This is a genomic window from Halorubrum sp. SD41, from assembly GCF_058630335.1.
In genome coordinates this window covers 1-24,700 of the sequence record NZ_JBZVGZ010000029.1, presented here as the reverse complement: position 1 = coordinate 24,700, position 24,700 = coordinate 1, and the positions used below count along the sequence as shown (strand labels likewise).

At 70.9% G+C, this 24,700-nt stretch carries 31 protein-coding genes and 1 pseudogene; 19 read left to right on the top strand and 13 right to left on the bottom strand.

Annotated features, from left to right (window positions below):
* The first annotated feature begins 11 nt into the window (after window positions 1-11).
* From AC4NMM_RS13105 to AC4NMM_RS13085, 5 genes are all read left to right on the top strand, one after another.
* Window positions 12-695, top strand: a complete 684-nt coding sequence (locus tag AC4NMM_RS13105; RefSeq protein ID WP_491924453.1) for a DUF447 domain-containing protein — start codon at window positions 12-14, stop codon at window positions 693-695.
* 92 nt (window positions 696-787) lie between these two features.
* Window positions 788-982 (top strand): 30S ribosomal protein S17e, encoded by a 195-nt coding sequence (locus AC4NMM_RS13100; protein WP_053770576.1) that lies wholly within the window; start codon window positions 788-790, stop codon window positions 980-982.
* An 84-nt stretch (window positions 983-1,066) separates the two neighbouring features.
* The gene (locus tag AC4NMM_RS13095) at window positions 1,067-2,302 is read left to right on the top strand and encodes a tripartite tricarboxylate transporter permease (protein ID WP_096394574.1); all 1,236 of its coding nucleotides are present in this window, start codon (window positions 1,067-1,069) and stop codon (window positions 2,300-2,302) included.
* A 133-nt stretch (window positions 2,303-2,435) separates the two neighbouring features.
* Window positions 2,436-2,615, top strand: coding sequence for an HVO_2753 family zinc finger protein (locus tag AC4NMM_RS13090; protein WP_017343870.1), 180 nt, complete (start codon window positions 2,436-2,438; stop codon window positions 2,613-2,615).
* 1 nt (window position 2,616) lies between these two features.
* A complete protein-coding gene (locus tag AC4NMM_RS13085) occupies window positions 2,617-2,883 on the top strand; it encodes an elongation factor 1-beta (RefSeq protein ID WP_491924441.1) in 267 nt (88 codons plus the stop codon).
* 102 nt (window positions 2,884-2,985) lie between these two features.
* On the opposite strand, the gene AC4NMM_RS13080 is transcribed toward AC4NMM_RS13085, so the two are convergent.
* Both AC4NMM_RS13080 and AC4NMM_RS13075 read right to left on the bottom strand, forming a co-directional pair.
* Window positions 2,986-3,423 carry a DUF5809 family protein gene (locus AC4NMM_RS13080; protein WP_491924440.1) on the bottom strand — a complete coding sequence of 146 codons (438 nt, stop codon included), beginning with the start codon at window positions 3,421-3,423 and terminating at the stop codon, window positions 2,986-2,988.
* 36 nt (window positions 3,424-3,459) lie between these two features.
* A complete protein-coding gene (locus tag AC4NMM_RS13075) occupies window positions 3,460-3,987 on the bottom strand; it encodes a DUF5810 domain-containing protein (protein ID WP_491924439.1) in 528 nt (175 codons plus the stop codon).
* Between the two features lie 612 nt (window positions 3,988-4,599).
* On the opposite strand from AC4NMM_RS13075, the gene AC4NMM_RS13070 reads away from it, so the two are divergent.
* Genes AC4NMM_RS13070 through AC4NMM_RS13050 form a run of 5 tightly spaced genes read left to right on the top strand, consistent with a single transcriptional unit; the run spans window position 4,600 to window position 7,774 of the window.
* Window positions 4,600-5,844: a translation initiation factor IF-2 subunit gamma gene (locus AC4NMM_RS13070; protein WP_096394566.1), complete on the top strand. Its 1,245-nt coding sequence runs from the start codon at window positions 4,600-4,602 to the stop codon at window positions 5,842-5,844.
* Window position 5,845: 1 nt separating this feature from the next.
* Window positions 5,846-6,316, top strand: a complete 471-nt coding sequence (locus AC4NMM_RS13065; protein ID WP_096394564.1) for a DUF188 domain-containing protein — start codon at window positions 5,846-5,848, stop codon at window positions 6,314-6,316.
* A gap of 21 nt (window positions 6,317-6,337) precedes the next feature.
* A complete protein-coding gene (locus tag AC4NMM_RS13060; protein ID WP_017343865.1) occupies window positions 6,338-6,913 on the top strand; it encodes a DNA-directed RNA polymerase in 576 nt (191 codons plus the stop codon).
* Window positions 6,913-7,110 carry a transcription elongation factor subunit Spt4 gene (gene spt4 / locus AC4NMM_RS13055; protein ID WP_096394562.1) on the top strand — a complete coding sequence of 66 codons (198 nt, stop codon included), beginning with the start codon at window positions 6,913-6,915 and terminating at the stop codon, window positions 7,108-7,110. Before AC4NMM_RS13060 ends, spt4 begins: the two co-directional genes overlap by 1 nt.
* A gap of 28 nt (window positions 7,111-7,138) precedes the next feature.
* Window positions 7,139-7,774, top strand: a complete 636-nt coding sequence (locus AC4NMM_RS13050) for a GTP-dependent dephospho-CoA kinase family protein (RefSeq protein ID WP_491924438.1) — start codon at window positions 7,139-7,141, stop codon at window positions 7,772-7,774.
* A gap of 18 nt (window positions 7,775-7,792) precedes the next feature.
* Here the strand turns inward: AC4NMM_RS13050 and AC4NMM_RS13045 are convergent, their stop codons facing one another.
* Window positions 7,793-8,371, bottom strand: coding sequence for a hypothetical protein (locus AC4NMM_RS13045; RefSeq protein WP_491924437.1), 579 nt, complete (start codon window positions 8,369-8,371; stop codon window positions 7,793-7,795).
* 149 nt (window positions 8,372-8,520) lie between these two features.
* Between AC4NMM_RS13045 and AC4NMM_RS13040 the strand changes: the two genes are divergently transcribed.
* From AC4NMM_RS13040 to AC4NMM_RS13025, 4 genes are all read left to right on the top strand, one after another.
* Window positions 8,521-8,826, top strand: coding sequence for a 30S ribosomal protein S24e (locus AC4NMM_RS13040; protein ID WP_004597313.1), 306 nt, complete (start codon window positions 8,521-8,523; stop codon window positions 8,824-8,826).
* A 9-nt stretch (window positions 8,827-8,835) separates the two neighbouring features.
* Window positions 8,836-10,560 carry a bifunctional N(6)-L-threonylcarbamoyladenine synthase/serine/threonine protein kinase gene (locus tag AC4NMM_RS13035; RefSeq protein WP_491924436.1) on the top strand — a complete coding sequence of 575 codons (1,725 nt, stop codon included), beginning with the start codon at window positions 8,836-8,838 and terminating at the stop codon, window positions 10,558-10,560.
* A 106-nt stretch (window positions 10,561-10,666) separates the two neighbouring features.
* Entirely contained in the window at window positions 10,667-10,966 is a 300-nt protein-coding gene (locus AC4NMM_RS13030; protein ID WP_096394554.1) for a DUF5808 domain-containing protein, read from the top strand.
* Window positions 10,967-11,084: 118 nt separating this feature from the next.
* The gene (locus tag AC4NMM_RS13025; RefSeq protein ID WP_008847522.1) at window positions 11,085-11,219 is read left to right on the top strand and encodes a hypothetical protein; all 135 of its coding nucleotides are present in this window, start codon (window positions 11,085-11,087) and stop codon (window positions 11,217-11,219) included.
* Here the strand turns inward: AC4NMM_RS13025 and AC4NMM_RS13020 are convergent.
* The 4 genes from AC4NMM_RS13020 to pyrH all read right to left on the bottom strand — a co-directional run bounded on the left by AC4NMM_RS13020 (window position 11,203) and on the right by pyrH (window position 14,869).
* Entirely contained in the window at window positions 11,203-12,111 is a 909-nt protein-coding gene (locus AC4NMM_RS13020) for a sensor histidine kinase (protein WP_096394552.1), read from the bottom strand. The genes AC4NMM_RS13025 and AC4NMM_RS13020 overlap by 17 nt on opposite strands.
* 98 nt (window positions 12,112-12,209) lie before the next feature.
* Window positions 12,210-12,419 (bottom strand): DUF7573 domain-containing protein, encoded by a 210-nt coding sequence (locus AC4NMM_RS13015; protein WP_491924435.1) that lies wholly within the window; start codon window positions 12,417-12,419, stop codon window positions 12,210-12,212.
* Window positions 12,420-14,153: a lysine--tRNA ligase gene (gene lysS / locus AC4NMM_RS13010; RefSeq protein WP_096394548.1), complete on the bottom strand. Its 1,734-nt coding sequence runs from the start codon at window positions 14,151-14,153 to the stop codon at window positions 12,420-12,422.
* On the bottom strand, window positions 14,150-14,869 hold the full coding sequence (gene pyrH / locus AC4NMM_RS13005; protein ID WP_096394546.1) for a UMP kinase: 720 nt from the start codon (window positions 14,867-14,869) through the stop codon (window positions 14,150-14,152). Before pyrH ends, lysS begins: the two co-directional genes overlap by 4 nt.
* A gap of 132 nt (window positions 14,870-15,001) precedes the next feature.
* Here pyrH and AC4NMM_RS13000 point away from each other — a divergent pair, with 132 nt between their 5' ends.
* From AC4NMM_RS13000 to AC4NMM_RS12990, 3 genes are all read left to right on the top strand, one after another.
* A complete protein-coding gene (locus AC4NMM_RS13000) occupies window positions 15,002-15,889 on the top strand; it encodes a molybdopterin synthase (RefSeq protein ID WP_491924434.1) in 888 nt (295 codons plus the stop codon).
* Window positions 15,890-16,250: 361 nt separating this feature from the next.
* A complete protein-coding gene (locus AC4NMM_RS12995) occupies window positions 16,251-16,511 on the top strand; it encodes a DUF7123 family protein (RefSeq protein ID WP_004597322.1) in 261 nt (86 codons plus the stop codon).
* Between the two features lie 198 nt (window positions 16,512-16,709).
* Window positions 16,710-17,858 carry a site-2 protease family protein gene (locus AC4NMM_RS12990; protein WP_096394542.1) on the top strand — a complete coding sequence of 383 codons (1,149 nt, stop codon included), beginning with the start codon at window positions 16,710-16,712 and terminating at the stop codon, window positions 17,856-17,858.
* 9 nt (window positions 17,859-17,867) lie between these two features.
* Here AC4NMM_RS12990 and AC4NMM_RS12985 read toward each other — a convergent pair whose 3' ends face one another.
* The 4 genes from AC4NMM_RS12985 to AC4NMM_RS12970 all read right to left on the bottom strand — a co-directional run bounded on the left by AC4NMM_RS12985 (window position 17,868) and on the right by AC4NMM_RS12970 (window position 21,604).
* The gene (locus AC4NMM_RS12985) at window positions 17,868-19,541 is read right to left on the bottom strand and encodes an ABC1 kinase family protein (protein ID WP_491924433.1); all 1,674 of its coding nucleotides are present in this window, start codon (window positions 19,539-19,541) and stop codon (window positions 17,868-17,870) included.
* Between the two features lie 3 nt (window positions 19,542-19,544).
* A complete protein-coding gene (locus AC4NMM_RS12980) occupies window positions 19,545-19,919 on the bottom strand; it encodes an Hsp20/alpha crystallin family protein (RefSeq protein ID WP_004597325.1) in 375 nt (124 codons plus the stop codon).
* A 132-nt stretch (window positions 19,920-20,051) separates the two neighbouring features.
* Entirely contained in the window at window positions 20,052-20,744 is a 693-nt protein-coding gene (locus AC4NMM_RS12975) for a DUF2391 domain-containing protein (protein WP_096394538.1), read from the bottom strand.
* 89 nt (window positions 20,745-20,833) lie between these two features.
* Complete coding sequence (locus AC4NMM_RS12970) at window positions 20,834-21,604, bottom strand: alpha/beta fold hydrolase (protein WP_491924432.1); 771 nt, start codon at window positions 21,602-21,604, stop codon at window positions 20,834-20,836.
* 213 nt (window positions 21,605-21,817) lie between these two features.
* Between AC4NMM_RS12970 and AC4NMM_RS12965 the strand changes: the two genes are divergently transcribed.
* Window positions 21,818-22,069 (top strand): Hsp20/alpha crystallin family protein, encoded by a 252-nt coding sequence (locus AC4NMM_RS12965; protein ID WP_096394534.1) that lies wholly within the window; start codon window positions 21,818-21,820, stop codon window positions 22,067-22,069.
* Window positions 22,066-24,333, top strand: coding sequence for a CDC48 family AAA ATPase (locus tag AC4NMM_RS12960; RefSeq protein ID WP_491924431.1), 2,268 nt, complete (start codon window positions 22,066-22,068; stop codon window positions 24,331-24,333). Before AC4NMM_RS12965 ends, AC4NMM_RS12960 begins: the two co-directional genes overlap by 4 nt.
* A 26-nt stretch (window positions 24,334-24,359) precedes the next feature.
* Here the strand turns inward: AC4NMM_RS12960 and AC4NMM_RS12955 are convergent, their stop codons facing one another.
* Both AC4NMM_RS12955 and AC4NMM_RS12950 read right to left on the bottom strand, forming a co-directional pair.
* Window positions 24,360-24,602 (bottom strand): DUF8029 family protein, encoded by a 243-nt coding sequence (locus tag AC4NMM_RS12955; protein WP_096394530.1) that lies wholly within the window; start codon window positions 24,600-24,602, stop codon window positions 24,360-24,362.
* Window positions 24,603-24,631: 29 nt separating this feature from the next.
* Window positions 24,632-24,700, bottom strand: a pseudogene (locus tag AC4NMM_RS12950) (IS6 family transposase); the annotation flags it as partial.

Here is a 24,700-nt window from a genome sequence, read left to right as displayed (position 1 = left end):
ACGAGGGCGCCGTGAACGACGAGGGCGACGGGAGCGACGAGGGCGCCGTGAACGACGAGCCGAGAGAGTTCGAGGGCGTCGCCCCCGACGGCTGGCCGGTCGCACTCCGCGGCGTCACTGAGTCCGCGGTGACGACGCTCGGGCCGAACGACCGGTGGAACGTCGCGGCCCTTGGGCTCCACGCGCCCGAGACGGACGCGGACGGCGAACCCGAAGGTCCCGTCACCGCGCGCACCTACGGGCGCACCCGCACGTGGCGGAACTTCGCGGAGCGCGGCGGCGGCGTCGTCCAGTTCACCGTCGACCCGCGGACGTTCGTCGACGCGGCGCTGACGGTCACAGAGGTCGACGACCCGGTGCTACCGAGCGCCCACGCGTGGGTCGAGGTCGACGCCGAGGAGGTCGGAGCCGAGACCGAGGGCGACACCACGGTTCGGACGTGGGAGCTGTCGCCGGTCGACTCGGCGGTCGTGAGCGAGCGCGTGCCGACCGTCAATCGAGGGTTCGGCGCGGTCGTCGACGCCACGGTGGCCGCCTCGCGGCTCGACGTGCCGGCGTTCGACACCGCCGAACTGCTCGACCGCCTCCGCTACTTCGCGGACGTGGTCGAGCGCTGCGGCGGCCCGGCCGAGCGCGAGGCGTTCGCGCGCATCGACGGGGCGACCGGGTGGCGCGAGCGCGCGGACGAGACGTGACGAGTCGGGACGAACACCGCCGCCGACTCACGGCTCGCGGCCGCTCGCGGCGGAACGAACCCTTTTAGTTCGGCCCTCCGGTATCGCTCGGTATGGCCATCAAACCCAAGTACATCAAACAGCTCGGGAACGCCCTGCTGGAGCGGTACCCGGACTCGTTCAACACGGACTTCGAGACGAACAAGGAGAGCGTCACGGCGCTGACGACCGTCGAGTCGAAGGGCGTCCGCAACCGGATCGCCGGCTACGTCACCCAGAAGAAGTCGCAGGCCGCGCAGAACGCGTAACCGCCCGGTTCGACTCGCCGCTGGTCCTGCCGACGGGCTCGACCCCCGACAGCTTAAGTCCGGAGCCGCGGCCATCCCGCCTCGATGGACGCGCTCGTGCGGCCGGTGGTCGACCCGACGTTCGCGGCGGGCGCGCTCGCCTTCCTGCTCGGCGGGGTCGCGCTCGGGACCGCGAGCGGGCTGGTCCCCGGGCTCCACGCCAACAACTTCGCGCTGCTTCTCGCGGGGTTCGCCCCGTCGGTGCCGGCCGACCCGCTGTTCGTCGGCGTCGCGATGCTCGGCGCCGGCGTCGTCCACTCCTTTCTCGACATCGTTCCCGCGCTCGCGCTGGGTGTGCCCGACGCCGCGACCGCGGTCGCCGCGCTCCCCGGTCATCGGCTGGTGATCGCGGGCCGCGGCCGGGAGGCGGTCCGCCTCTCCGCACTCGGTTCCGGGCTGGCGGTCGCGCTCGCGGTGCCGCTCGCGGTCCCGATAACGTGGCTGATGACGCGGTGGTACCCGGCGATGCGCGCGCACCTCCCGCTGCTGCTCGGCGGCGTCGTCGCCCTGCTCGTGCTCACCGAGTCGTCGCGCCGGGCCGCGGTCGGCGGACTGGTCGCCTTCCTCGCGAGCGCCGCGCTCGGGTTCGCGACGCTCGACGCCGACCCAGCGGCGCCGCTGTCGACCGGGGGCGTCCTCGCGCCGCTGTTCGCCGGGCTGTTCGGCGTGCCGGTCCTCGTCGACGCGCTCGGCGGCGAGGGGGTCCCGCCGCAGGCCGATCCCCGGATCGCGATGCGCGCGCGCGACCTCGGGACGAGCGCGGGCGCCGGCTCGCTCGCCGGCGCGGTGGTCGGGTACGTGCCGGGCGTCTCGGCCGCCATCGCCGCCGTGGCCGCGATGCCGGCGGTGCCGCGCGCGTCGGCCGACCGCGGGTTCGTCGTGGCGACGAGCGGCGCCAGCACGGCGAACACCATCTTCGCGCTGTTCGCGCTGGTTGCGCTCGGAACGCCGCGCACGGGCGTCACCGTCGCGATCGACCGGGCCGGCGTGCCGTTCGCGCTGCCGATGCTGGTCGTCGCGGCCGCGACCGCCGCGTGTTTCGGGTTCGCCCTGGTCGTGCTCGTCGGCGACCCGTACCTCCGGATCGTCGGGAACGCCGACTACACGCGGCTCTCGGTCGGCGTCTTGGGACTGCTGGCGCTCGTGTCGTACGCGTTCGCCGGGGCGTTCGGCGTCGGCGTCCTCCTCGTCGCCGGCGCGCTGGGGCTCGTCCCGCCGCGGGTCGGCGCTCGACGCGTCCACCTGATGGGCGTGCTGATCGGCCCGTTGATCGTCGGGTGAGCCGTCGACGGGGAGGCTCGGCGGTCCGCCCTCGCCGCCTCAATATCGATGGTCGAGCGGCACGGTACCGGGGCGCACGGCGCGTTCCGGCGGAAAGAACAACGGTTAAAAGTCGCCGCCGGTAGGTACGTGTATGAGCCAGAGCGACTCTCAAGCCACCCCGCAGTGCGTCTCCTGTGGGATTCAGGTGTCCGGCATGAACGCCGCGCGGTTCTCCTGTCCGGACTGCGGCGCCACCATCTACCGGTGCGCGAAGTGCCGGAAGCAGAGCAACCTCTACGAGTGCCACGACTGCGGCTTCCGGGGGCCGTAAGATGGGCGACGTCGCCGCCAAGATCAAGGTCATGCCGAACAGCCCCGAGGTCGACCTCGACGACCTCCAAGACCGTCTGGAGGAGGTCCTCCCCGAGGGCGCGAAGATCCGCGGCTTCGAGCGCGACGACGTCGCGTTCGGGCTGGTCGCGCTCCTGCCGACCGTCATCGTCCCCGACGGCGCGGGCGGCACGGAGGCCGTCGAGGAGGCGTTCTCGCAGGTCGAGGAGGTCGAGTCGGTCGCGGTCGAGAACGTCGGCCGCCTGTAAGGGGTCGAACTTCTCGCCGCGTCGCCGTCGGCGACGCTCGCGGTCCGATTCTTCGGTTTCGTTCGTTTCGGTGAGCGGTCGCTTCGCGATTCGCGCGGCGCGCTATCGGCCGGACTCGTAGAACTCCTCACGGTAGACGCGCCCGAAGGCGTTACGCCTGAGGGTGCTGGCCGCCGCGTCCGGCTCCTCTTGGTACGTCGCCGCGATCACGGTGTCCGCGAACGGGACCGGGTGCCAGACGACGTTGTCGACGTTGTCGGAGCCGATCCGCACGACGGCCTCGTCGTCGAACTCGCTGTCGGCGAGCCACGCGTCGAACTCGTCGCCCTCGCCGACGTGGACGGCGAGCAGTTCGGCGAACGTCGCGTCGCGGGCGGTCCGGATCACCTCGGGCGTGACGCGCTCGTCGTACTCGTCGGCGTCGAACGACATCGCCTTGGTCGCCTCGCGGACGACAACCTGCGCGACGGGGCCGACCTCCTCGTACCGTTCGAGCGCGTCGGCGCGGGTCTCGGGGGCGAACGTGCCTCTGGTCTCCATACCCGGGCTTGCGCGGGGGTGGAAAAGGGCGTTCCGTTACGAGTCGCGGTCGTCGGTGTCGCGGTCGGCGTCGGGGTCGTCGGCGGTGTCGCGGTCGGCGTCGGGGTCGTCGGCGGTGTCGCGGTCGGCGTCGGCGTCTCCCTCGCTCTCCTGTTCCCGCGCTTCCCGAGTCATCTCGCGGGCCTCGCGCAGCGCCTCGGCGACCTCGGGGTCGTCGACCTCCTCCGGGTCGGGGACGCCGGCGTCCGCGGGCGGGTCGTGCGCGTGGTCGTGATTGTGGTCGGCGTGGTCGTGGCCGGCCGTGTCCCCGCCCGACCCCATCCCCACGTCGGGGCGGCCGCGGGGGACGGTGTCCTCGAACACCTCCTCGTACTCGGCGTCGTCGGCGTGCGGGGTCACCTCGGCCGCGAGCGCCGCGGGCTCTCGCTCGCTCCAGTCGTCGACGCGTTCGTCGAGCCAGTCGGCGTGGTCGCCGCCGTGGAGCATCGCCGTGAACGCGAGGTGGTGCGCGAGGTGTTCGCCGTCGCGCTGCGGGGTGTCACAGACCGGGCACGCGTATCCCATTATGAATCCGCGTTGACCCGTGAGGCGTAAATCGGCGTCGAACGTTGTCGGTCCCGACGGCGTTTGTTTATAAATCGCACCGGCCGTGAGGCGAACGACACCGCCGAAGTCCCAGTCGCTCGGTTATACGCAACCACAAACACAACTCCGGAGAACACCGCCAAAGCCCCAGTCGCGAGGCGGGCGCACGCTCGTTGCGCTCCTCGCTCAGTCGCTGACGCTCCTTCGCTGCGGTGCTTACGTCGCCTCCGCCCGCCTTGCGACTGCCCCTTTGAGTCCCGCCCCGCACCGCACAGCACCGCCCAGCCTCACGCCTCCCCAGCCTCGCGGTTCGCTCGGACTCCCTTCGGTCGCCCTCGCTCACCGCGTCCCTCGCGCGTGCTGTCTCGCGGCCTCCGCTTCGCTCCGGCCGCTCGCAGGCACGCGCCGCCGCACCGCGGCGCTGTTTATAAGCGTCCGCGGCGCTCGATGTCGGTTATTTATATACCACGTCGCCGTCGCGGTCGGCCGTCGGTCGGGAGCCGTCGCCCGGGCTGACGCCGCTATAACAGCAACTTTATCACTCGCACGGGGCGAAATTCGCATAAGACTACTCCGTTAGGAGGTCCAACAGTGACTGAAGCCAACACACAACCGGAGGTGAACATCGGTCTCGTCGGTCACGTCGACCACGGGAAGACCACGCTGGTACAGGCGTTGTCCGGCTCGTGGACCGACCAGCACAGCGAGGAGATGAAACGCGGGATCTCGATCCGGCTGGGGTACGCGGACGCGACGTTCCGCCGCTGTCCCGGCGTCGACGAGCCCGAGTGTTACACCGTCGACGAGGAGTGCGAGGACGGCTCGACGAGCGAGCCGATCCGAACCGTGTCGTTCGTCGACGCGCCCGGCCACGAGACGCTGATGGCGACGATGCTCTCGGGCGCCTCGATCATGGACGGCGCGGTCCTAGTCGTCAGCGCGACGGAGGACGTCCCGCAGGCCCAGACGGAGGAGCACCTGATGGCGCTCGACCTCATCGGGATCGAGAACATCGTCATCGCGCAGAACAAGGTCGACCTGGTCGACCGCGACCGCGCCGTCGACAACTACGAGCAGATCCAGGAGTTCGTCGAGGGCACCGTCGCGGAGGACGCGCCGATCGTCCCCGTCTCGGCCCAACAGGAGGTCAACCTCGACCTGCTCATCGACGCGATCGAGACCGAGATCCCGACGCCGGACCGCGACCCGGGCGAGAGCGCCCGGATGTACGCGGCCCGCTCGTTCGACATCAACCGGCCGGGCGCGAGCGCCGAGGACCTCAAGGGCGGCGTCGTCGGCGGCTCGCTCGTCAGCGGCGAGCTGTCGGTCGGCGACGGCCTGGAGATCCGACCGGGCCGCGAGGTCGACGAGGAGGGTCAGACCGAGTGGCGGCCGCTGGAGACGACCGTCCGGTCGCTTCAGGCGGGCAACCGCGACGTCGAGACCGCCCACCCGGGCGGCCTCCTCGGCGTCGGCACGGGGCTCGACCCGAGCCTGACGAAAGGCGACGCCCTCGCCGGACAGGTCGCGGGCGAGCCGGGGACGCTCCCGCCGACCCGCGAGGAGTTCGAGATGACGGTCGACCTGCTCGACCGCGTCGTCGGCAAGGAAGACGACGAGAGCGGCGAGAGCGACATCGAAGAGATCAGCACCGGCGAGCCGCTGATGCTCACGGTCGGCACGGCGACGACGGTCGGCGCCGTGACGAGCGCGCGCGACGGCGAGTGCGAGGTGAGCCTCAAGCGGCCGGTCTGCGCCGAGGAGGGCGCCCAGATAGCGATCAACCGGCGCGTCGGCGCGCGCTGGCGGCTCATCGGCGTCGGGACGCTCACGTAACGTGACCGACGACGCCCGCGCGGACCGTCCGGAGTCGAGCCCCGCGGGCGACGCCCGCGCCGAGGGCCTCGCGGGAGACGGCTCCGAGGGAATTCCGGTCGTCGCCCTCGACGCGAGCGCGCTGATGGCGCCGGTCGAGGCCGACCTGCGGCTGTTCGAGGAGTTAGATCGGCTCCTCGGCGGCTACGACGCCGTGGTGCCGACGGCGGTGCTCGCGGAGCTCGACGGGCTCCAGGGCGGCAACGGCGCCGAGGCGACCGCCGCGAGCGTCGGGGCGGACCTCGCCGAGCGGGCGGAGGCGGTCGAGACGGACGAATCGTACGCCGACGACGCGCTCGTCGCCCTGGCCGCGGCCGGCCGGGTCGACGCCGTCGTCACCAACGACGGGCCCCTCGCGGACCGGGTGCTGGCCGCGGACGCACCAGTAATCGGTTTAAGGGGTCGGAACACACTGGCGATAACGGAACCCTAGCGGCCGCGGACAACCAACAACATGTACAAACGAGTTCGACTCAAGGACACGGTCGAGGTCCCGCCGAAGCACCTGGCGGACGTCACCGACGAGCGGGTGAAGGCCCTGCTCCAAGACAAGCTGGAAGGACGGATGGACGAGGAAGTCGGCAGCGTCGTGAGCGTCATCGAGGTTCACGACATCGGCGAGGGGGCGGTGTTGCACAACCGGCCCGGCGTCTACTACGAGGCGGAGTTCGACGCGCTCACCTACGACCCCGACATGCAGGAGGTCGCCGACGGCACCGTCGTCGAGACGGTGGAGTTCGGCGCATTCGTCGGGATCGGCCCGGTAGACGGGCTGCTCCACGTCTCGCAGATAACCGACGAGTACCTCACGTTCGACGGCGCGAACCAGCAGCTCGCCTCGTCGGACTCCGACAAGACGCTCGGCGTCGACGACGCCGTGCGCGTCCGCGTCGTGACGAAGAGCATCGACGAGCGCAACCCCCGCGACTCGAAGATCGGGCTCACGGCGAAACAGCCCGGCCTCGGCAAACACGAGTGGCTGGAGGGCCAGCGGAAACACCGCGAGCAGACCGGTGAGGAGGCCGACTGATGGCCGAGGACCGCCTGGCGTGTCGGGAGTGCCACCACGTCAACGACCCGGACGCCCAGACCTGCGCGCTCTGCGGGTCGTCGTCGCTGACGGAGGACTGGGCGGGCTACGTCATCATCACCGACCCCGCGGACAGCCAGATCGCCGAGGAGATGAACGTCTCAGACGCGGGCGCGTACGCGCTCAAGGTCCGCTGACCGGCCGCACTGAGGCCGAACGAAACCGATGAGCGACTCATCCGACGACCCGTCCGACCCGCTTCTCACGCTGCCCGAATCGCTGCGCGACGCGTTCAAGGAGCCGCTGGGACCGGTGACGACCGACGCCGCGGCGCTTCTGGAGGCCGTCGACGAGACCCGCGAGCGACACGGCTCCGCGGACGAGGGCCCCCCGCGGCTGATCGCGGTCGGCGACGTGGTCACCTACCACCTCCGGGAGGCCGGCCGCGTCCCGGACGCCGCGCTGGTCGACGGGAAGACGGAGCGCGAGGCGGTCCGCGAGGAGATCGCGACCGCTCTGTCTGCCACGGGAGAGCGGCGAATTCCCGTTGAGAACCCCGCCGCGGCGTTGTCGGCGGCGCTGCTCGACGCGCTCGCCGAGGCGCTCGCGGCCGACGAGCCGGTGACGATCGAGGTGACCGGCGAGGAGGACCTGGCGGCGCTGCCCGCGATGCTGGCGGCGCCGCTCGGCTCGACCGTCGTCTACGGCCAGCCCGGCGAGGGGATGGTCCGCGTCGCGGTCACGCCCGAGACCCGACGGAAGGCCCGCGGGCTGTTCGAGGGGTTGGCGGGCGACACCGCGGCCGCGTACGAGCTTCTCGACGTCGACCCGGACGGGCTCGACGGGGCGGACGCGGAGTAGGCGACCGGGCGGTCGGCGTCACGCGCCGTCGACGACGGTGGCCGCGAGGACTGCGAGACCGACCGCCAGCGCGACCGCGCTCGTCAGTCGCGGCGTGACCGGGAGGGTCGAGACCGAGGCGTACGGTTCGATCCCGTTTCGCCGGAGGGCGTCGAGCGCGTCGACCCCCCAGTGCCCGCTCGCCAGCAGCGAGAGGCCGAGGGCGACGCCGAGGCCGCCGGTGACGAACCCGATCCCCGTGAGCGCGTCCTCGACGGCGAGGAACGACCAGACCGCGTCGTCCGTCGGTTCGGGACCGCGCGCGAGGCGCCGGTGGAGCGCGACGAGGCCGAGGCCGGCTCCGCCGGCCGCGAGGGCGCCGACCAGAACGACCGCAGCGACGCCGAGCGGGGTTGCGAGCGGCGGCCCCGAGAACGCTGCGTCGCGGACGCCCACGGGCAGGGTCGCGACGACCGGCGCCGCGAGCGACCCGAGGAGCGCGACGCCGCCGCAGATCCGGGCCTTCCGGACCGGCGAGAGGGGGACGATGACGTTCGCCGCCCGGACGAACTCGTACTCCGAGCGGTCGGTCGGCTCGAATCGGGCGTCGTCTGACATCCGAGTGGTAACGGAACCCACGGTCCGGAGGAGTGAAACCCTGACGCCGAACGGGGCGTTCGGTCGACGGTCGGCGAGCGGTTCGGCGGCGTCACCCCCGCTTCGAAATCCTTTTACAGCTTTCGGGGGGATATACGCCCAACTGAACCATGGACGTCGATATCATCTCCGAGGAGGAGAACCCGATGCTGCACCGCACGGACATCCGTTTCGAGACGACCCACGAGGAGGCCACCCCTTCGCGGCTCTCCGTCCGCGACTCGCTGGCGGCCAAGCTCGACAAGGACTCCGAGGAGGTCGTCGTCCACGAGCTCGACACGAAGTTCGGCATGCGCAAGACGATCGGCTACGCGAAGGTGTACGACTCCGCGGCCGACGCCTTAGAGGTCGAACAGGACCACATGCTCGAACGCAACAAGATCGGCGGCGACGAGGCGGACGCCGAGGAAGCCTAACGCCGCCGGATGCGAGTCCTCGGCATCGAGGGTACCGCGTGGTGCGCCAGCGCCGCGCTGTACGACGCCGAGACCGACTCCGTTCTCATCGAATCCGACCCCTACGAGCCGGACAGCGGCGGCATTCACCCGCGCGAGGCCGCCGAACACATGTCGGAGGCGATCCCCGCAGTCGTCGACCGGGTGTTGACCGCGGCCGAGGCGGAACACGGCCCGGACGCGGTCGACGCGGTCGCCTTCTCCCGCGGCCCCGGACTCGGCCCCTGCCTCCGGATCGTCGGGACCGCGGCGCGGTCGCTGGCCGGGACGCTCGACGTTCCCCTCGTCGGCGTCAACCACATGGTTGCGCACTTAGAGATCGGTCGCCATCGGTCCGGCTTCGACAACCCGGTCTGTCTGAACGCCTCGGGCGCGAACGCGCACCTGCTCGGCTACCACGACGGGCGCTACCGCGTCCTCGGCGAGACGATGGACGCCGGCGTGGGCAACGCGATAGACAAGTTCACCCGCCACGTCGGCTGGAGCCACCCCGGCGGTCCGAAGGTGGAGACGGCGGCCGCGGAGTTCGCGGCGGCCGCGGGCGGAGGTGAAAGTGACGGGGAGACCGCCGACGCCGGCCTCCTCGACCTCCCGTACGTCGTCAAGGGGATGGACTTCTCGTTTTCCGGGATCAGCTCGGCCGCCAACGACGCCGCGGACGACGGCGTCCCCGTCGAGGAGATCTGCTTCTCGCTCCAAGAGCACGTCTTCGCGATGCTCGCCGAGGTGTCGGAGCGCGCGCTCTCGCTGACCGGGGCCGACGAACTCGTGCTGGGCGGCGGCGTCGCGCAGAACGACCGGCTGCGTGAGATGCTGGCCGCGATGTGCGAGGCCCGCGGGGCCGACTTCTTCGCCCCGGAGGCGCGCTTCCTCCGCGACAACGCCGGGATGATCGCCGTGCTTGGCGCGAAGATGGCCGCCGCGGGGGACGCGGTCCCGATCGCGGAGTCCGCGGTCGACCCGAACTTCCGCCCGGACCAGGTCCCGGTGACGTGGCGCGGCGGCGAGTCCGTCGCGCGGGCGCCCGGGAGCGGGACGTCGGCGGACGGAGCGCCCGCGCGCGACTCCGACGCGGACCGGCGGGGCGCGGAGGCGACCGTGACGGTAACCGGGAGCGACGGCGACCGCCGCGCGGTCAAGCGGCGGGTCGAGAAGTCCTACCGACACCCCGAGCTCGACCGGACGCTCCGGCGCGACCGGACCGTCGCGGAGGCGCGGCTGACGAGCGAGGCGCGGCGCGCCGGCGTGCCGACGCCGCTCGTGTCCGACGTCGACCTCGCGACCGCGACGCTGACGCTCCAGCACGTCGGCGAGCGCGACCTCGCGGCCGCACTCGACGAGCGTTGGACCGAGGCGGTCGGCCGTCACCTCGCGCGGCTTCACGGCGCGGGGATCGTCCACGGCGACCCGACGACGCGGAACGTGCGGGTGTCGCCCGAACGAGCCGGGAGCCGAGGCGGGAACGGTGAGGCCGACCCGCCGGAGACGTACCTCATCGACTTCGGACTCGGCTACCACACCGGCCACGTCGAGGACCACGCGATGGATCTCCACGTGTTCGAGGGGTCGGTCCGGGCGACCGCGACGGATCCCGACCCGCTGATCGCGGCGTTCGAGGCGGGGTACGAGGCCGTCGGCGACGGCGAGGTCCTCGAACGGCTGCGCGACGTTGCGGACCGCGGCCGGTATCGCTGACGGGGGATGGAGCCGCCGGCCGCGGCGTCGACACGGGCGCGCTCCCCGCCGCGATCGGCGTCCGATGGCGCCACGATTTATGGTGCCGGCGGATAGAGGAACAGGTATGGCAGACAAACCGTCGTCGGGAGAGATTCTCGGGATCCCGTACAACTTCGAGCGTCCGAGCCTCGGACGCATGCTTTCGTCGTACTGGCAGCCGGACAAGGGAATGCTCGTCGAGAAGCCGTTCGGCATCGGCTACACGCTGAACCTCGCCAACTGGCGGTCGTGGCTCGTCCTCGCGGTGGCCGGCGGGCTCTACTATCAGCAGCAGTCGGGCGGTACCGCCGCCTCGTCCGACGGTCACGACGAGGAGGCCGACGACGGCGACGGCCCCGTCGAAGTGATCGTCGACGACGACTGACCGCGGCCGCGACACCGCCACCGAGGGGACGCCGTGCGGCGCGGTACCGCGATCGCCGGTTTTCGCCGCTGATTCCGCGTCGGTTTCTTTTAAATACCAGAAGCGCATAGGAACGGTAGTGAAAGTCCAGTTCGAGTGCTCGTGTTCGGAGGAGATCTCCGAGTTCACCCGCGGCGAGGCGAGCCGCGGGGTTCACGTCGAATGCGGGAACTGCGGCGCGGTGTACGCCGTGACGATCACCGAGCTGGATTAGGCGGCGCCGCGGACTCGAACCGGAGCCGAACCGTCGTGCCGTCGTCGGTCGCGTCGAACCGGACGGTCCCCCCCTGCGTCTCGCACATCCACTTGACGAGCCACAGCCCGATACTGCTCGCGTGCGAGAGCGGCGTCTCCTCTTCGGCCTGCAACACCGCGCGCTCGTCCGGGGGGATCCCCGGCCCGTTGTCGGTGACCTCCAGGCAGGTGGTCGTCCCGTTCTCGCGGATCGTCGCCGCCACGCGCCGCGTCGCGCCGTCGTTGTGGGTGACCGCGTTCTCGAACACCTCGCGGACCGGGAACTCGACGGAGTCGTCCGCGCGGATCCACGCCTCGGAGGGGGTTTCGACCGTGACCGCGGCGCCGTCGGCGTCGACGACGTCGACCGCCTCGTGGACCGCGTCGACGAGGTTCACGCGGCCGTCCGGCGGTTCGGTCGACGCGTCCTCGATCACCCGGAGCTTCTCGCTGATCTCGACGACGTCGTCGGTCGTCTCTCGGATCGTCTCCAGGCACTCCCGGCTCCGCTCGTCGTCGATCCGGTCGGCCAACAGGTCGGTGTACCCCTGAATCACGTTGAGGTCGTTGCGGACGTTGTGTCGGAACACCCGGCTCAACACCTGTAGCTGCTGGTTGGAGGTTTCGAGGTCCCGCCGGGCGGTCTCCGCCCGCCGTCGATGGTACGTGACCGCGCCGTAGAGGAGTCCGCCGGACCCGACGACGAGCAGGAAGTCCCCGACGAGGCGCGCCGGCGTCAACCCCGCCGCGGCCCCGTTCACCGACGCGGCCGCGAGGTCGACCGCGACCGCGAACAGCACGCCGAGACAGAGGTACGCCGCCGTGAGAGCGGCCGCGGACCGCCCGTAGATCAGTTCCGAATTAAACGTCATTTATATTTAACTTGTGCGCGCCGAATTTTCTCCGCGAGCAACTCCTCGACGGCCGTCGGCTTAAATTTTGACCGTCACACCCGATCGCAGAAAGACGGTCACCACGACGCGCAGTCGGCGCAGACGAAATCCCCCTCGTCCCGCCAGCGGCGCTCGACCGGCTCGCCGCAGCGGTCGCACGCCGCGCCGTCCGCGTGCCACGTCGAGGTGGCGACCGCGGGGTCGACGGCTGCCGGGTCGGCGGCGTCGTCGGAATCGGCGTTCTCGTCGTCGGGGGCGAACTCGTCGAGCGAGCGGTCCTCCGGCATCTACGCCTCCCGCCGGAGCCGGTCGACGACGTAGTCGCGCTCCAGTTCGCCCAGGAACTCTCCCAGCCGCGGCCCCTGCGTGTCGTCGAAGAAGAGGCGGTAGCCCGCCGCGAAGAACTCGCTCACCTCGACGTCGTGGTCGCGGGCGGTCTCGTACATCGCCCCCTGAATCGCCTCGCCGTCGTGGCCCTCGGCGACGAAGTCGGCGAGGTCGTCGAGCGCGGCCGCGACGTCGTCGTCGAACTCGACCGCGGGGAGGTCCGTCTGGAGCCGGTAGTCGTACTCGTTTTCGGTCCGCTCGGCCCAGTTCCGGGCCTGCTCCACGCGGGCGAGCGCGGCGTCGACGGCGTCGGCGGCGGCGGCGTCCGGGATGTGCCCCTCGTCGCGGGCGAGCCGCTCGCGGAACTCGGGGTCGTCGACCATCCCGAGGACCGCCGCGAACGTGTACGGGAGCCGGAGCGGCTTCTCGGTCGGCGGGTCGTCCGGTCGCCCGACGACGAACGGGTAGGCGCGCTCGGCGAAGGCGGTGAGGTCGGGGTCGTCGACCTCGCCGAAGTACGCGCGCTCGAACCGGTCGAAGCGGTCGACCAGCTGGTCGAGCCGCTCGACGTCGAGGTCGCGGGCCTTCTTCGGGTGGAGCGCGAAGAAGTAGCGGAGCACCTCGGGCTCGATCAGCTCTAGGAGCTCCTGGACCGTGACGACGTTGCCCTCGGAGGAGGAGAACGCCTCGCCGTTGAGCGTGAACCACTCGTACACCATCGGCACGGGCGGCTCCTCGCCGAACACGTTCCGCGCGACGTCGACGCCGGAGGGCCACGACCCCTCGGCGTGGTCCTTCCCGAACGGCTCGAAGTCGACGCCGAGGACCCCCCACTGGGCGGGCCACTCCAGCCGCCACGGGAGCTTCCCCTCCCGGAACGTCGCGGTTCCCTCGTGGCCGCACCCCTCGATGGTGTTGCCGCCGGCGTCCATGTCGGTACAGACGTAGTCGACGGTCTCCGCGTCGAGGTCGATCCCCGTCACCGTCTCCGTGACCTTGCCGCACGCCTCGCAGACCGGGTTGAAGGGGACGTACTCGCCGTCCACCTTGTCCTGGTACGGCGAGAGCACCTCGCGGACGCGCTCGACGTCCGAGAGGACGGTCCGGACCGCGTCGTCGAACGTCCCGTCGGCGTACAGCTCGGTGTTCGAGAGCATCTCGACGGGGACGTTCAGGCGGTCGGCGTCGGCCTTCAGCAGGCCCGCGAAGTGGGCCGCGTACGAGTCGGCCTCGCCGAACGGGTCCGGGATCGCCGTGTACGGCTTCCCGAGGTTGCGGCCGAGCGCGCCCGCGTCGACCTCGCCGAGGCCGACGATCTCGCCGTCCGCGTTCGCCAGCTTTCGCGGGACCTTCCGCAGCGGGTCCCTGTCGTCGGAGGTGAACACCTGTCGGACCTCGTGGCCACGGTCGCGTAACACCTCGGCGACGAAGTAGCCGCGCATGATCTCGTTGAAGTTGCCGAGGTGGGCCACGCCCGACGGGGAGACGCCGCCCTTGATCACGATCGGCTCGTCGGGGTCGCGCGCCTCGACCTCGTCGGCGACCACGTCGGCCCAGAACGCGTGGAAGGCCCCCGCGGACCCCTCGGGCGCGCCCTCGCCGTCGTCGGCCGCGTCCTCGCCCGCTTCGGCCGCCCCCTCGTCGAGCGCGGTCTGCTCCGAGAGGATGTGCGGGGAGTCGTCGTCCGCGCTCATCGCTCCCCCGTCCAGTAGCTCGGCTCCTCGCCGTCGACGGGGACGACGTCGGTCCCGGTGTGGTCGCCGCGCAGCACGGCGTCGACGACGGCGGTCGGGTCGGTGCCGTCGAGGACGATCGACCGGATGCCCGCCCGGTCGATGAGCTTCGCGGCGAGCAGGTCGACGGGCGCGGACGCGCCCGCGTCCCGGCTCATCGGGAGGACGACCTCGACGAGCTCGGCCGGCGACAGCGACGCGAACTGAGTCGCGTCGGGGTCGGCGTTGGGGTCGGCGTCGTACACGCCGTCGGCGCTCGTGGCGTACACGAGCAGGTCGGCGTCGACCGACTCGGCGAACGCGGCGGCGACCGCGTCGGTCGTCTGTCCCGGCGTCACCCCGCCCATCACCGCCACCTCGTCGCGGCGGAGGGCGGCGGCCGCCTCCTCGGTGTCGACCGCCGGCGCGAGGCTCGCGTGATCGCCGAGGGCGGCGATCAAAAGCCGGGCGTTGAGCCGGGTCGTCCCGATGCCGAGCCGGTCGAGCTCCACCTCGTTGGCCCCGATCTCGCGGGCCGTCTCGATGTACTCGCGGGCGACGCCGCCCCCGCCGACGACGACCCCGACCTCGCAGCCGTCGGCGGCCAGCCGTTCGATCGCCTCGGCGTAGGCGGCCACGCGCTCGGGGTCGAGGTCCGGCGCGAGCACGCTCCCGCCGACAGAAACGACGACTCTCATTGGCGACGAGTACCCCTGTCGCGGTCTTAAGGATTGTCAAGCCCGGACGCGGCGGAGCCGGCGACGCGGCGCCGAACGACCGCGACGGGCCGACCGGGAAACGCCTAAGCCCGTCGCGGCCCGCCCTCGGGTATGCGACCGATATCGATCGTCGGCGACGGGGCCCCGGAGCTGGCCCGACGGCTCGCGGCGCGGCTCGACGGGCGAGTCGCCGTCGTCGAGCGCGACGGCGGCTCGGCCGGCGGGGGGGGGGGCCAGGCGGCCCCCGACGAGCGGGAACCCACCCATCCGGCCGCCGACGGCGGGGGCGGCGGCGGCGGAGGGACCGGCCCCCAACGGCGCCTCGACGCCCGCACCGAGATCGCGTTCGACGCGGACGGGAACTGGCGCGGCCGGGGGAGCGTCGAGAGGTTCGACGACCTGCTCGACGGGCTCGCCCCCGACCACGACTACCTGCTGGCGGTCGGCGAGTCGCGCCTGCGCGTGTCCGCGGTCCTCCTGGGCCCGGATCCGGACCCCGAGAGCGTGCCGGGGACTGTCCTCGCGACCGCGGGCGCCCCCGACGAGGTCGACCTCGACGCGCTCGTCGCCGACCTCGACGGCGCGGAGCCGTGGATCACCCGCGAGACGCTCGTCGAGCGGGTGGAGGCGTCGGCGGACGCGGAGCGGTCAGGTGCGATCGCTACGTTCACCGGCCGCGTACGCGCGCGAGACGGCCCCGACGACGACCGGACGACCCACCTCGCGTTCGAGAAGTACGAGGGGGTCGCCGCGGAGCGGATGGACGCCATCGCCGACGAACTCGCGGAGCGCGACGGCGTCTTCGACGTGCGGATGCACCACCGCACCGGCGTGATCGAGGCGGGCGAGGACATCGTGTTCGTCGTCGTCCTCGCCGGGCACCGCCGGGAGGCGTTCCGGACGGTCGAGGACGGGATCGACCGGCTGAAAGACGAGGTGCCGATATTCAAGAAGGAGGCGACGGAGTCGGAGGCGTTCTGGGTCCATCGGCGGGACTGAGCGGGACTGCTGAGCGACGCGCACGGTGGGGCCTGACCGGGGCCGAGGTCGGCCCCTGCGACCCGCGAGGCGAGCGCGCGAGCGGCGCGCGGCCGCTCCGAACCCGGTACAGCACCAGCTATTCTTGCCGCCAAATGCCGGCCGCCGAGCCACGACGGGAGTTACTCGGGCGACGGGACAATAACCAAATTAACGTCTTAGAACCGGTTATAAAATTTCTACGCCAATTTGAAACCGTTGTGAAGAGTCCGTCAGACACGTTTTACCCCGGCGAGTTCGGTAAAACGCCCTGAAACCCTCTGAACGCCACCCAACGGTGTAGCCTTTATAACACCCTCCGGCGGGATGTGTGGGATGTACTATGAGCGCGACTGCGAACCCCTCCACGAACGCGAGCGCGAACGACGACCGCAGCAAGGAAGAGCGGCTGAAGCAGTACCTGCTCGACCGCGCGCAGGACGGCGAGATGTACTTCAAAGGGAAGTTCATCTCGGAGGACGTCGACCTCTCGCCGAAGGAGATCGGCGCCCTGATGGTGAAGCTCCGCGACTCCGCGACGGAGCTCACCGTCGAGAAGTGGTCGTACACGGGCGCGACGACCTGGCGCGTCGAGCCCGCCTGACGCTCCCGGTCCACCGACCGACGCCCGCAGCACCGCCTCCGACGCGCAGCACCGCACCGAAACCCGCGGTTCGGTCCCCGACTCGCGCTTTCTGCCCGCGCACGCGTCCGCCTCGCGAGCGGACGACCGGTCCCCCGCTTCCGGTTCGCTCGCCCGCCGACGCGGGGTTTATACTCGCCGACCAGCTACGACGATGCGATGTCAGAACACGAGGACGCGGCGGCGGCCGGCGACGGCGCGCCGCGTCCGGAGCCCCTCCGGACGTTCTTCCGGATCGACGAGGTCCGCCGCGAGGACGGCCGCGTGCGATACCGCGGCGAGTCGTACGTCCCGGAGCGGACGCTGCTGCGGAAGCTGACTCCACACTTCAGAGAGGCGGGCTACGAGGTCGACGTGGAGGTCGTCGACGACGGCCACGTCGTCGTCGCGACGCCGTTCGACCGCGGCCGCGACGGGATCCCCTGGGTGAACGTCGCCATGTTCGCGGCCACCGTGCTGTCGACGCTGTTCGTCGGCGCGTACGGGTGGTACTACGTTCCGCTCGCGGAGATCCAGTCGAACCCCCTCTCGCTGCTTCAGGCGTGGCCGTTCACCGCCGCCGTCCTCGGCGTCCTGATGACCCACGAGCTCGGCCACTACGCCGCCGGGCGCTACCACGGCGTCCCCGTCTCGCTCCCGTACGTCATCCCCTTCATCTTCCCGTTCGGCACGCTCGGCGCGGTGATCCGGATCCGCGGGCGAATGCCCTCTCGGAAGGTCCTCTTCGACATCGGGGCCGCCGGCCCGATCGCGGGACTGGTCGCGACGGTCGTGGTGACCGCCATCGGACTCTCCTTGGACCCGATCGGAGTGCCGGCGGAGCTCGCGAACTCCTCGGGGCCGGTGATCCGCTTCAACAACCCGCCACTCCTAGACCTCATCGCCGGCGTCCTCGGCCAGCCGACGAGCTACGCCGATCCGCGGATAACGGCCCATCCGGTCGTGATCGGCGGCTGGGTCGGGATGTTCTTCACCCTCCTGAACCTCCTCCCCGTCGGCCAGCTCGACGGCGGACACATGGTCCGAGCGATGCTCGGGCCGCGACAGGAGACGCTGGCGGCGCTCGTCCCCGGCGCGCTGTTCGGGATCGCCGCGTACCTCCACTTCTGGCGGGGGCTCGGGCTGAACGAGTCAGTCGGGCTGTGGGCGTTCTGGGGGGTGTTCGCGACGGTGATCGCGTTCAACGGCCCGGCCGACCCGACCGACGAGGAGGGCGTGGGCCTCCCGCGGCTGGCGGTCGGCCTCGCCACGTTCGCCGTCGGCGCGCTCTGTTTCCTCCTCGTACCGATCCAGGTCGTCGGCGCGTGACGCCGCGAGTCAGTCGTCGCGGCGCTGCTTCATCCCCTGCCTGGTGAACTGGGGCGTGGTCCGGAGCCCGCGCTTCTTCCGGAACGACCGGTACAGGGCGATCGCGAGCGGCGCGGCCAATGCGAGGACGACGAGCGCGAGCCGCCAGTTGTCCGCGAACGAGTAGAGGATCGTCGCCGAGAGGACGCCGACCGCGAGCAGCACGGAGTAGGCGATCCGCATCGCCAGCTTCTCTAAGACGTTCGTGTCGTCCTCCAGCACGACGTTCACCGTCAGGTCGTCGCGGTTGGCGCGGTCGAGGAACTCGTCGGCCTTCGGCGGCACCGTGAACAGCGCCTCGGTGGTCTTTTGCACCTGTCGGCCGGCGTCCTCGGCGAGGTCGCGGGCGGTCTGCTCGTAGTACCCCTCCTCGCGGAGGTAGTCGGTCGCCGTCGAGATGAAGTCGAACTCGGGGTCCAAGGTGACGCAGACGCCCTCGACGACGGTGGCGACGCGGAGGACCAAGGCGAGGTTCGGCGGGAGCCGCAGCGGGAACTCGTAGATGGTCGACTCCACCTGCTCGATGATCTGGTTCACCTGGTACTGCTCGATGTCCTCGCCGCTGGCGTCGGCGATGGCCAGCTCCATCACGTTGCCCATCACCTCGCGGTCGGCCTCGGGCGAGAGCGTCCCCATCGAGATCAGCGTGTCGAGGATGGCGTCGATGTCCTGGCGCGCGACCGCGACGTAGAACTCGACGATCTTCTCCTGGACGAACGGGTCGACCCGGCCCGCCATCCCGAAGTCGTAGAAGATCACGGCGCCGTCGTCCGCGACCGCGAGGTTCCCCGGGTGGGGGTCGGCGTGGAACACGCCGTCCTCGATTATCATCTGGAGGTACACCTCCTGGAGCGTCTCCGCGATCTGCGTCCGGTCGTGTCCCGCCTCGTCGAGCGCGTCGATGTCGCTGATCTTCGTGCCCGGGACGTACTCCATCGTGAGCACGCGCGGCCCGGAGACCGCCTCGTACGTCTCCGGGATCCGGATCCGGTCCTCGTCGGCGAAGTTGCCGCGAATCTCCTCGAGCATCGTCCGCTCGCGCTCGTAGTCCATCTCCTCGCGGATCGTCTTCGCGAACTCGTCGGCGAGGTTCTCCAGCGAGAACGCTCGACCGGCGCCGGTGAACCGCTTGACGAGGGGGATCGACCAGCGGATCGTCCGGAGGTCGGCCTCGACGAGCGACTCGATCCCCGGGCGGCGCACCTTCACCGCGACCGGGTTCCCCTCGTACTCCGCGGTGTACACCTGCCCGAGGCTTGCGCCGCTTATCGGGTCGCGGTCGAACTCGTCGAAGACGTCGTCGACCGGGCCGAACTCGTCTTCGAGGACGACCTTCGACTCCTCCCACGGCGCGGGCGGCACGTCGTCCTGGAGCCCCTCTAACACCTCGATGTACGCCGGCGGGAGGATGTCGGGGCGCGTCGAGAGGATCTGCCCGAGCTTGATGAACGTCGGGCCGAGGGTGAGCAGGATGTCGAGCAGCACCGCCGCGCGCTCGCGCTGCGTCTCGGTGTCGACCTCGCGGCTCCCGCCGAACAGGAAGTAGCGGCGGCTGTCACGCCAGTAGGCGATGATGAGCGGCGAGAACTGCCGCAGGACGACGACGAACCGCCAGTAGGCGCGAAAGTTGACCAGCGTCACCACCCGTCAGGCGTCGCCCTCGTCGTCCGCGTCGTCGACGGGGATGGTCCGGGAGACCTCGCGCTCGCGCTTCGGCAGCGAGATTTCGAGGACGCCGCGGTCGATCTCGGCGTCGGCGCCCGCGCCGTCGGCGTCGCTCGGGAGGGGGAGCTCCGCGTCGAGGAACAGCGGGCGGTCCTCGCGGACGTACTCGAACCCCTCGGGGACGGCCTTCTCGCGGCGCCCCTCGATGTCGATGCGCCCGTCCTCGACGAGGACCTCGGTGGTCTCGGCGGTCGCGCCCGGGAGGTCGACGACGAGGACGTATCCCTCGTCGGACTCGAGTAGGTCCGCAAACACCGCGTCCGGGAGGTCCCGGAGCGCGTCGCGTAGCGCTGACATGGACACAGGTAGGGTCGCCGCGGCGAAAAAGCTGTGGAAAAACGGGGTCCGCTCGCGGGAGCCGAGGCGGTCTGGTAGACGGGGTCGCGGCCGGAGAGCCCGAGGAGTGCCGTCGCGGTCGCCGGTCTCGGCTCAGTCGTCGTCGCCGATGTCGAGGTCGAACTTCCCGAGGTCCTCGCCCTGCGACTCGCCGGGGAGGATGTCGCCCAGTCCCGCGCCGAACGCGGCCGCGGCCCAGACGACCGCGACCCTGCCGACCCGTTCGAGCGCGGTCGGGTCACCCTCGTGAAGCCGGCCCCAGAACAGCAGCATGGCCGCCGACGTGGTCAGCGAGACGAGGAGGACGCCGGCGTACCGGCGGGGGATGAGACCGAAGATCGGGTGTCTGATCGCGATCTGCCGGAAGTCGGCGAAGTAGAGGAGCCCGGCGGTCGCGAGGAAGATGAACCCGACGTGGCCGATCAGGAGGACCGGGACGCCGGCGACGGTCGTCGCCGCGAACCAGGCCGCGATCTCGAAGACGCCGCCCTCGACGAGCAGCGGGAGCGCGAACAGCACCGCCCCCACGAACGACTCGGCCAGGTCCCGGGAGGTGTACTTGGTGATCCGCTCTGCGAGCGCCCCCGTCCCGGGCATTCGCTCGACGAGGGAGATCGTCTGTCTGACCTTCTCGCGCTCGTGTCCCTCGTCGACGGTGTCGCTCAGGGCGTCGAGCTTCGCGAGCAGGTCGTCGATGTCGGGGTCGGTCGGCGGACCCGCGGCGGCCCGCTCCTCCGAGTCGCCGGTCCGACCCGTGTCCGCGTCTCGTTCGTCGCTGTCGACCATGTGCCCCCGCGACGCGCGAGCGACCTAAAAGGGTACCTGCGCGACCGCCGCGGCTCCCGGCTTCGGGGCCGGTCGCCGCGGTCGACGGCCTACAGGCGATCGAGGAACCCGGAGAGCGCCTCGTTGAACGCGGCCGGCCGTTCGAGCATCGCGAGGTGAGCGGCGTCCGAGAGCTCGGTCCACTCCCCGTCGGGGATCCGGTCGGCGAGGTACTCGTGGTACGCCGGCGGGGTGAGCCCGTCGTGCGCGCCGACGAGCGCGAGCGCCGGGACGTCGACCGCGCCGAGGCGGTCCCGGACGTCGAAGCGGTGGCACGTCAGGAAGTCGCGCTCGGTGACCGCACGCCCGCACGCGCGCATCGCCGCCGCCGAGAGCTCGACGTACTCGGCGGGCGCGTCGTGGAACAGCCGGTCCGGCTCGTGTAGCAGCGAGACCGCCCGCTCGAAGTCGTCGGCGAGCGCGTCGCGGAGGGGCTCGGCCACCCCGAGCTTCGCGCCCGTGCCCGCGAGGACGAGCCCGTCGAGCGCGAGGTCGCGCTCTAATGCGACCCACAGCGCGACCGCGCCGCCGAGGGAGTTGCCGCAGAGGACCGTCGCACCCGTCGCCTCCGCGACGGCGACGACGTCGTCGGCGTACGCGTCGAGCGTCTCGGGGCCCGCGGGCGTCGCGACGTCGTCGCTGTCGCCGTGCCCTGAGAGGTCGACGGCGACGCCCGGGAACCGGTCGGCGATCCGCGCCTGCGACTTCCAGACGTCCTTCGCGCCGCCGCTGCCGTGGACGAAACAGACCGTCGGTCCGTCGCCGCCGCGGTCGAAGCGGCGGTACGCCGTGTCGCGGCCGTCGTGGGTGACCCGTTCCATGGCCGGCGGTTCGGCGCCGAGCGGTATAAACGCCGGAGGGGAACGACTCGCGATCGGGGGGCGGAACCGGCCCGGAGATCCGGCCGCTCGACGGCGGCCGATCGGGGACGATCGGGCCCGAACCGCTACACTACCGATGTGACGAAGAAACACTCACGTCATGCGATTTTGAGCGTCAAGTTTAAATAGCTGCGCGACTAACTCGTAGTTAGGATGAATCACATACAGACCCGATCGACCGGCGACGGCGCGCTGCTGCGTCGGTACGAGTACGACGACGAGTGGGTCGTCGCCGCCGACCTCGGCGTCGACGACGAGACCGTCACCGTCGACACCGTCGGCGGGACGGCGATCGTCGTCGTGGAGGGACCGGACGGGCCGGTCGAATCGGAGTTCGAGCTGCCCGGCGCGGCCGCGGACGCGGCCGTGAACAACGGCGTGCTCACCGTGGAGGGCGAGCGATGAAGCTCACCGTCAAGCCGCTGAAACAGAAGGACGCCGGCCGCCGCCTCGCGGCGATCGACCGCGTCGCGGCCGACGAGCTCGGGCTCTCCGGCGGGGACATCGTCCGCGTCGAGGGCGCCGACGGGGCGGCGATCGCCCGCGTCTGGCCCGGCTACCCCGAGGACGACGGCACCGGCGTGATCCGCATCGACGGCCGCCTCCGGCAGGAGGCCGACGTGGGGATCGACGACCGGGTGACCGTCGAGGACGTCGACGTCTCGCGCGCGGACGCGGTGACCATCGCCTTCCCGAGCCAGCTGCGGGTGCGGGGCCAGATCGCCCCGTTCATCCGCGACAAGCTCTCCGGCCAGCCCGTGACCGAGGGGCAGACGATCCGGACCTCCCTCGGCTTCGGGCTGATGGGCGGCCAGTCGCAGGCGGTCCCGATGAAGATCGCCGAGACGAGCCCGAGCGGCACGGTCGTCATCACCGACGAGACCGAGATCAGCATCTCCGAGATCTCCGCCGAGGAGATCGCCGACCGCGGCGACGCCCCGGGCGGCACCGGCGAGGGCCCCGACGTCACCTACGAGGACATCGGCGGGCTCGACGACGAGCTCGAACAGGTCCGCGAGATGATCGAGCTGCCGATGCGGCACCCGGAGCTGTTCAAGCGCCTCGGCATCGACCCGCCGAAGGGCGTCCTGCTCCACGGCCCGCCGGGCACGGGGAAGACGCTGATCGCGAAGGCGGTCGCCAACGAGATCGACGCGAACTTCCACACGATCTCCGGCCCGGAGATCATGTCGAAGTACTACGGCGAGAGCGAAGAGCAGCTCCGCGAGGTGTTCGAGGAGGCGTCCGAGGAGTCGCCGTCGATCATCTTCATGGACGAGCTGGACTCCATCGCGCCCAAGCGCGAGGAGGCCGGCGGCGACGTTGAACGCCGCGTCGTGGCCCAGCTCCTCTCGCTGATGGACGGGTTAGAAGAGCGCGGCGAGGTCGTCGTCATCGGGGCGACGAACCGCGTCGACGCCATCGACCAGGCGCTCCGACGGGGCGGCCGCTTCGACCGCGAGATCGAGGTCGGCGTCCCCGACCGCGACGGCCGCAAGGAGATCCTTCAGGTCCACACGCGGAACATGCCGCTGACCGAGGGGGTCGACTTAGACGAGTACGCCGAGAACACTCACGGCTTCGTCGGGGCCGACCTGGAGTCGCTCGCGAAGGAGTCCGCGATGCACGCGCTGCGGCGTATCCGCCCGGAGATAGACCTCGAGAGCGACGAGATCGACGCCGACGTGTTGAACTCCATCCAGGTGACTGAGTCGGACTTCAAGGAGGCGATCAAGGGGATCGAGCCCTCCGCGCTGCGGGAGGTGTTCGTGGAGGTCCCCGACACCACCTGGGAGGACGTGGGCGGCCTCGAGGACACCAAAGAGCGGCTCCGCGAGACGATCCAGTGGCCCCTGGAGTACCCCGAGGTGTTCGAGGAGCTGGACATGCAGGCCGCGAAGGGCGTCCTGATGTACGGCCCGCCGGGCACGGGGAAGACCCTGCTCGCGAAGGCCGTCGCCAACGAGAGCGAGTCGAACTTCATCTCGATCAAGGGGCCCGAGCTGCTGAACAAGTACGTGGGCGAGTCCGAGAAGGGCGTCCGCGAGGTGTTCAGCAAGGCCCGGGAGAACGCGCCGACGATCGTGTTCTTCGACGAGATCGACTCGATCGCGACCGAGCGCGGGACGAACTCCGGCGACTCCGGCGTCGGCGAGCGGGTCGTCTCCCAGCTGCTGACGGAGCTCGACGGGCTCGAATCGCTGGAGGACGTGGTCGTCATCGCGACGACCAACCGGCCGGACCTCATCGACTCCGCGCTGCTGCGCCCCGGACGCCTGGACCGGCACGTCCACGTGCCCGTTCCGGACGAGGAGGCGCGCCGCCGGATCTTCGAGGTCCACACGCGGAACAAGCCGCTGGCCGACGACGTCGACCTCGACGCGCTGGCGCGGAAGACCGAGGGGTACGTGGGCGCCGACATCGAGGCGGTCGCCCGCGAGGCGTCGATGAACGCCTCTCGGGAGTTCATCGGCAGCGTCACGCGCGAGGAGGTCGGCGAGTCCGTCGGCAACGTCCGCGTGACGATGGCGCACTTCGAGGAGGCGCTAAGCGAGGTGAACCCGAGCGTCACCCCCGAGACGCGCGAGCGGTACGAGGAGATAGAAAAGCAGTTCAAGCGGTCTGAGGTCGACCGCACCGAGGCCGAGCCGGGCGCCGCGTTCCAGTAAGCGGACGGCGCGGCCGAACGAGTTTTTTATATCAGTCCGAGCGTCGACAGCACGTAGAACGCGGCGACGACGACGATCCCGATCGTGACGAGCCGCCACGCGAGCTTCAGCACGAACTTGCCGACGACGATTATCAGTGCGACGGCGACTAAGGCGACCAGCAGCTGCCCGACCTGACTTCCGAGCAGGGCGGCCTGTGCCGGCGCGACGAGCCCCGCGAGCGCGAGCGATGATGCGGTCATGTCCGGCCTCACGGCGACGCCGGGCATAAGCTTGTGGGACGATGGACGCGTAGTGTTCAGATAAGCTGGTTCCATGCGAAAGCGAACGATCTGAGCCACTCGTCAGCAGTTTCTGCTTTGGCGTT

Bases quoted from the DNA above. Each gene is read 5' to 3' on its own strand.
- AC4NMM_RS13100 (WP_053770576.1), top strand. From the start codon at position 788: ATGGCCATCAAACCCAAGTACATCAAACAGCTCGGGAACGCCCTGCTG.
- AC4NMM_RS13095 (WP_096394574.1), top strand. From the start codon at position 1,067: ATGGACGCGCTCGTGCGGCCGGTGGTCGACCCGACGTTCGCGGCGGGC.
- AC4NMM_RS13090 (WP_017343870.1), top strand. From the start codon at position 2,436: ATGAGCCAGAGCGACTCTCAAGCCACCCCGCAGTGCGTCTCCTGTGGG.
- AC4NMM_RS13085 (WP_491924441.1), top strand. From the start codon at position 2,617: ATGGGCGACGTCGCCGCCAAGATCAAGGTCATGCCGAACAGCCCCGAG.
- AC4NMM_RS13080 (WP_491924440.1), bottom strand. From the start codon at position 3,423: ATGGAGACCAGAGGCACGTTCGCCCCCGAGACCCGCGCCGACGCGCTC.
- AC4NMM_RS13075 (WP_491924439.1), bottom strand. From the start codon at position 3,987: ATGGGATACGCGTGCCCGGTCTGTGACACCCCGCAGCGCGACGGCGAA.
- AC4NMM_RS13060 (WP_017343865.1), top strand. From the start codon at position 6,338: ATGTACAAACGAGTTCGACTCAAGGACACGGTCGAGGTCCCGCCGAAG.
- spt4 (WP_096394562.1), top strand. From the start codon at position 6,913: ATGGCCGAGGACCGCCTGGCGTGTCGGGAGTGCCACCACGTCAACGAC.
- AC4NMM_RS13050 (WP_491924438.1), top strand. From the start codon at position 7,139: ATGAGCGACTCATCCGACGACCCGTCCGACCCGCTTCTCACGCTGCCC.
- AC4NMM_RS13045 (WP_491924437.1), bottom strand. From the start codon at position 8,371: ATGTCAGACGACGCCCGATTCGAGCCGACCGACCGCTCGGAGTACGAG.
- AC4NMM_RS13040 (WP_004597313.1), top strand. From the start codon at position 8,521: ATGGACGTCGATATCATCTCCGAGGAGGAGAACCCGATGCTGCACCGC.
- AC4NMM_RS13035 (WP_491924436.1), top strand. From the start codon at position 8,836: ATGCGAGTCCTCGGCATCGAGGGTACCGCGTGGTGCGCCAGCGCCGCG.
- AC4NMM_RS13030 (WP_096394554.1), top strand. From the start codon at position 10,667: ATGGCAGACAAACCGTCGTCGGGAGAGATTCTCGGGATCCCGTACAAC.
- AC4NMM_RS13020 (WP_096394552.1), bottom strand. From the start codon at position 12,111: ATGACGTTTAATTCGGAACTGATCTACGGGCGGTCCGCGGCCGCTCTC.
- AC4NMM_RS13015 (WP_491924435.1), bottom strand. From the start codon at position 12,419: ATGCCGGAGGACCGCTCGCTCGACGAGTTCGCCCCCGACGACGAGAAC.
- lysS (WP_096394548.1), bottom strand. From the start codon at position 14,153: ATGAGCGCGGACGACGACTCCCCGCACATCCTCTCGGAGCAGACCGCG.
- pyrH (WP_096394546.1), bottom strand. From the start codon at position 14,869: ATGAGAGTCGTCGTTTCTGTCGGCGGGAGCGTGCTCGCGCCGGACCTC.
- AC4NMM_RS13000 (WP_491924434.1), top strand. From the start codon at position 15,002: ATGCGACCGATATCGATCGTCGGCGACGGGGCCCCGGAGCTGGCCCGA.
- AC4NMM_RS12995 (WP_004597322.1), top strand. From the start codon at position 16,251: ATGAGCGCGACTGCGAACCCCTCCACGAACGCGAGCGCGAACGACGAC.
- AC4NMM_RS12990 (WP_096394542.1), top strand. From the start codon at position 16,710: ATGTCAGAACACGAGGACGCGGCGGCGGCCGGCGACGGCGCGCCGCGT.
- AC4NMM_RS12980 (WP_004597325.1), bottom strand. From the start codon at position 19,919: ATGTCAGCGCTACGCGACGCGCTCCGGGACCTCCCGGACGCGGTGTTT.
- AC4NMM_RS12975 (WP_096394538.1), bottom strand. From the start codon at position 20,744: ATGGTCGACAGCGACGAACGAGACGCGGACACGGGTCGGACCGGCGAC.
- AC4NMM_RS12970 (WP_491924432.1), bottom strand. From the start codon at position 21,604: ATGGAACGGGTCACCCACGACGGCCGCGACACGGCGTACCGCCGCTTC.
- AC4NMM_RS12965 (WP_096394534.1), top strand. From the start codon at position 21,818: ATGAATCACATACAGACCCGATCGACCGGCGACGGCGCGCTGCTGCGT.
- AC4NMM_RS12960 (WP_491924431.1), top strand. From the start codon at position 22,066: ATGAAGCTCACCGTCAAGCCGCTGAAACAGAAGGACGCCGGCCGCCGC.
- AC4NMM_RS12955 (WP_096394530.1), bottom strand. From the start codon at position 24,602: ATGCCCGGCGTCGCCGTGAGGCCGGACATGACCGCATCATCGCTCGCG.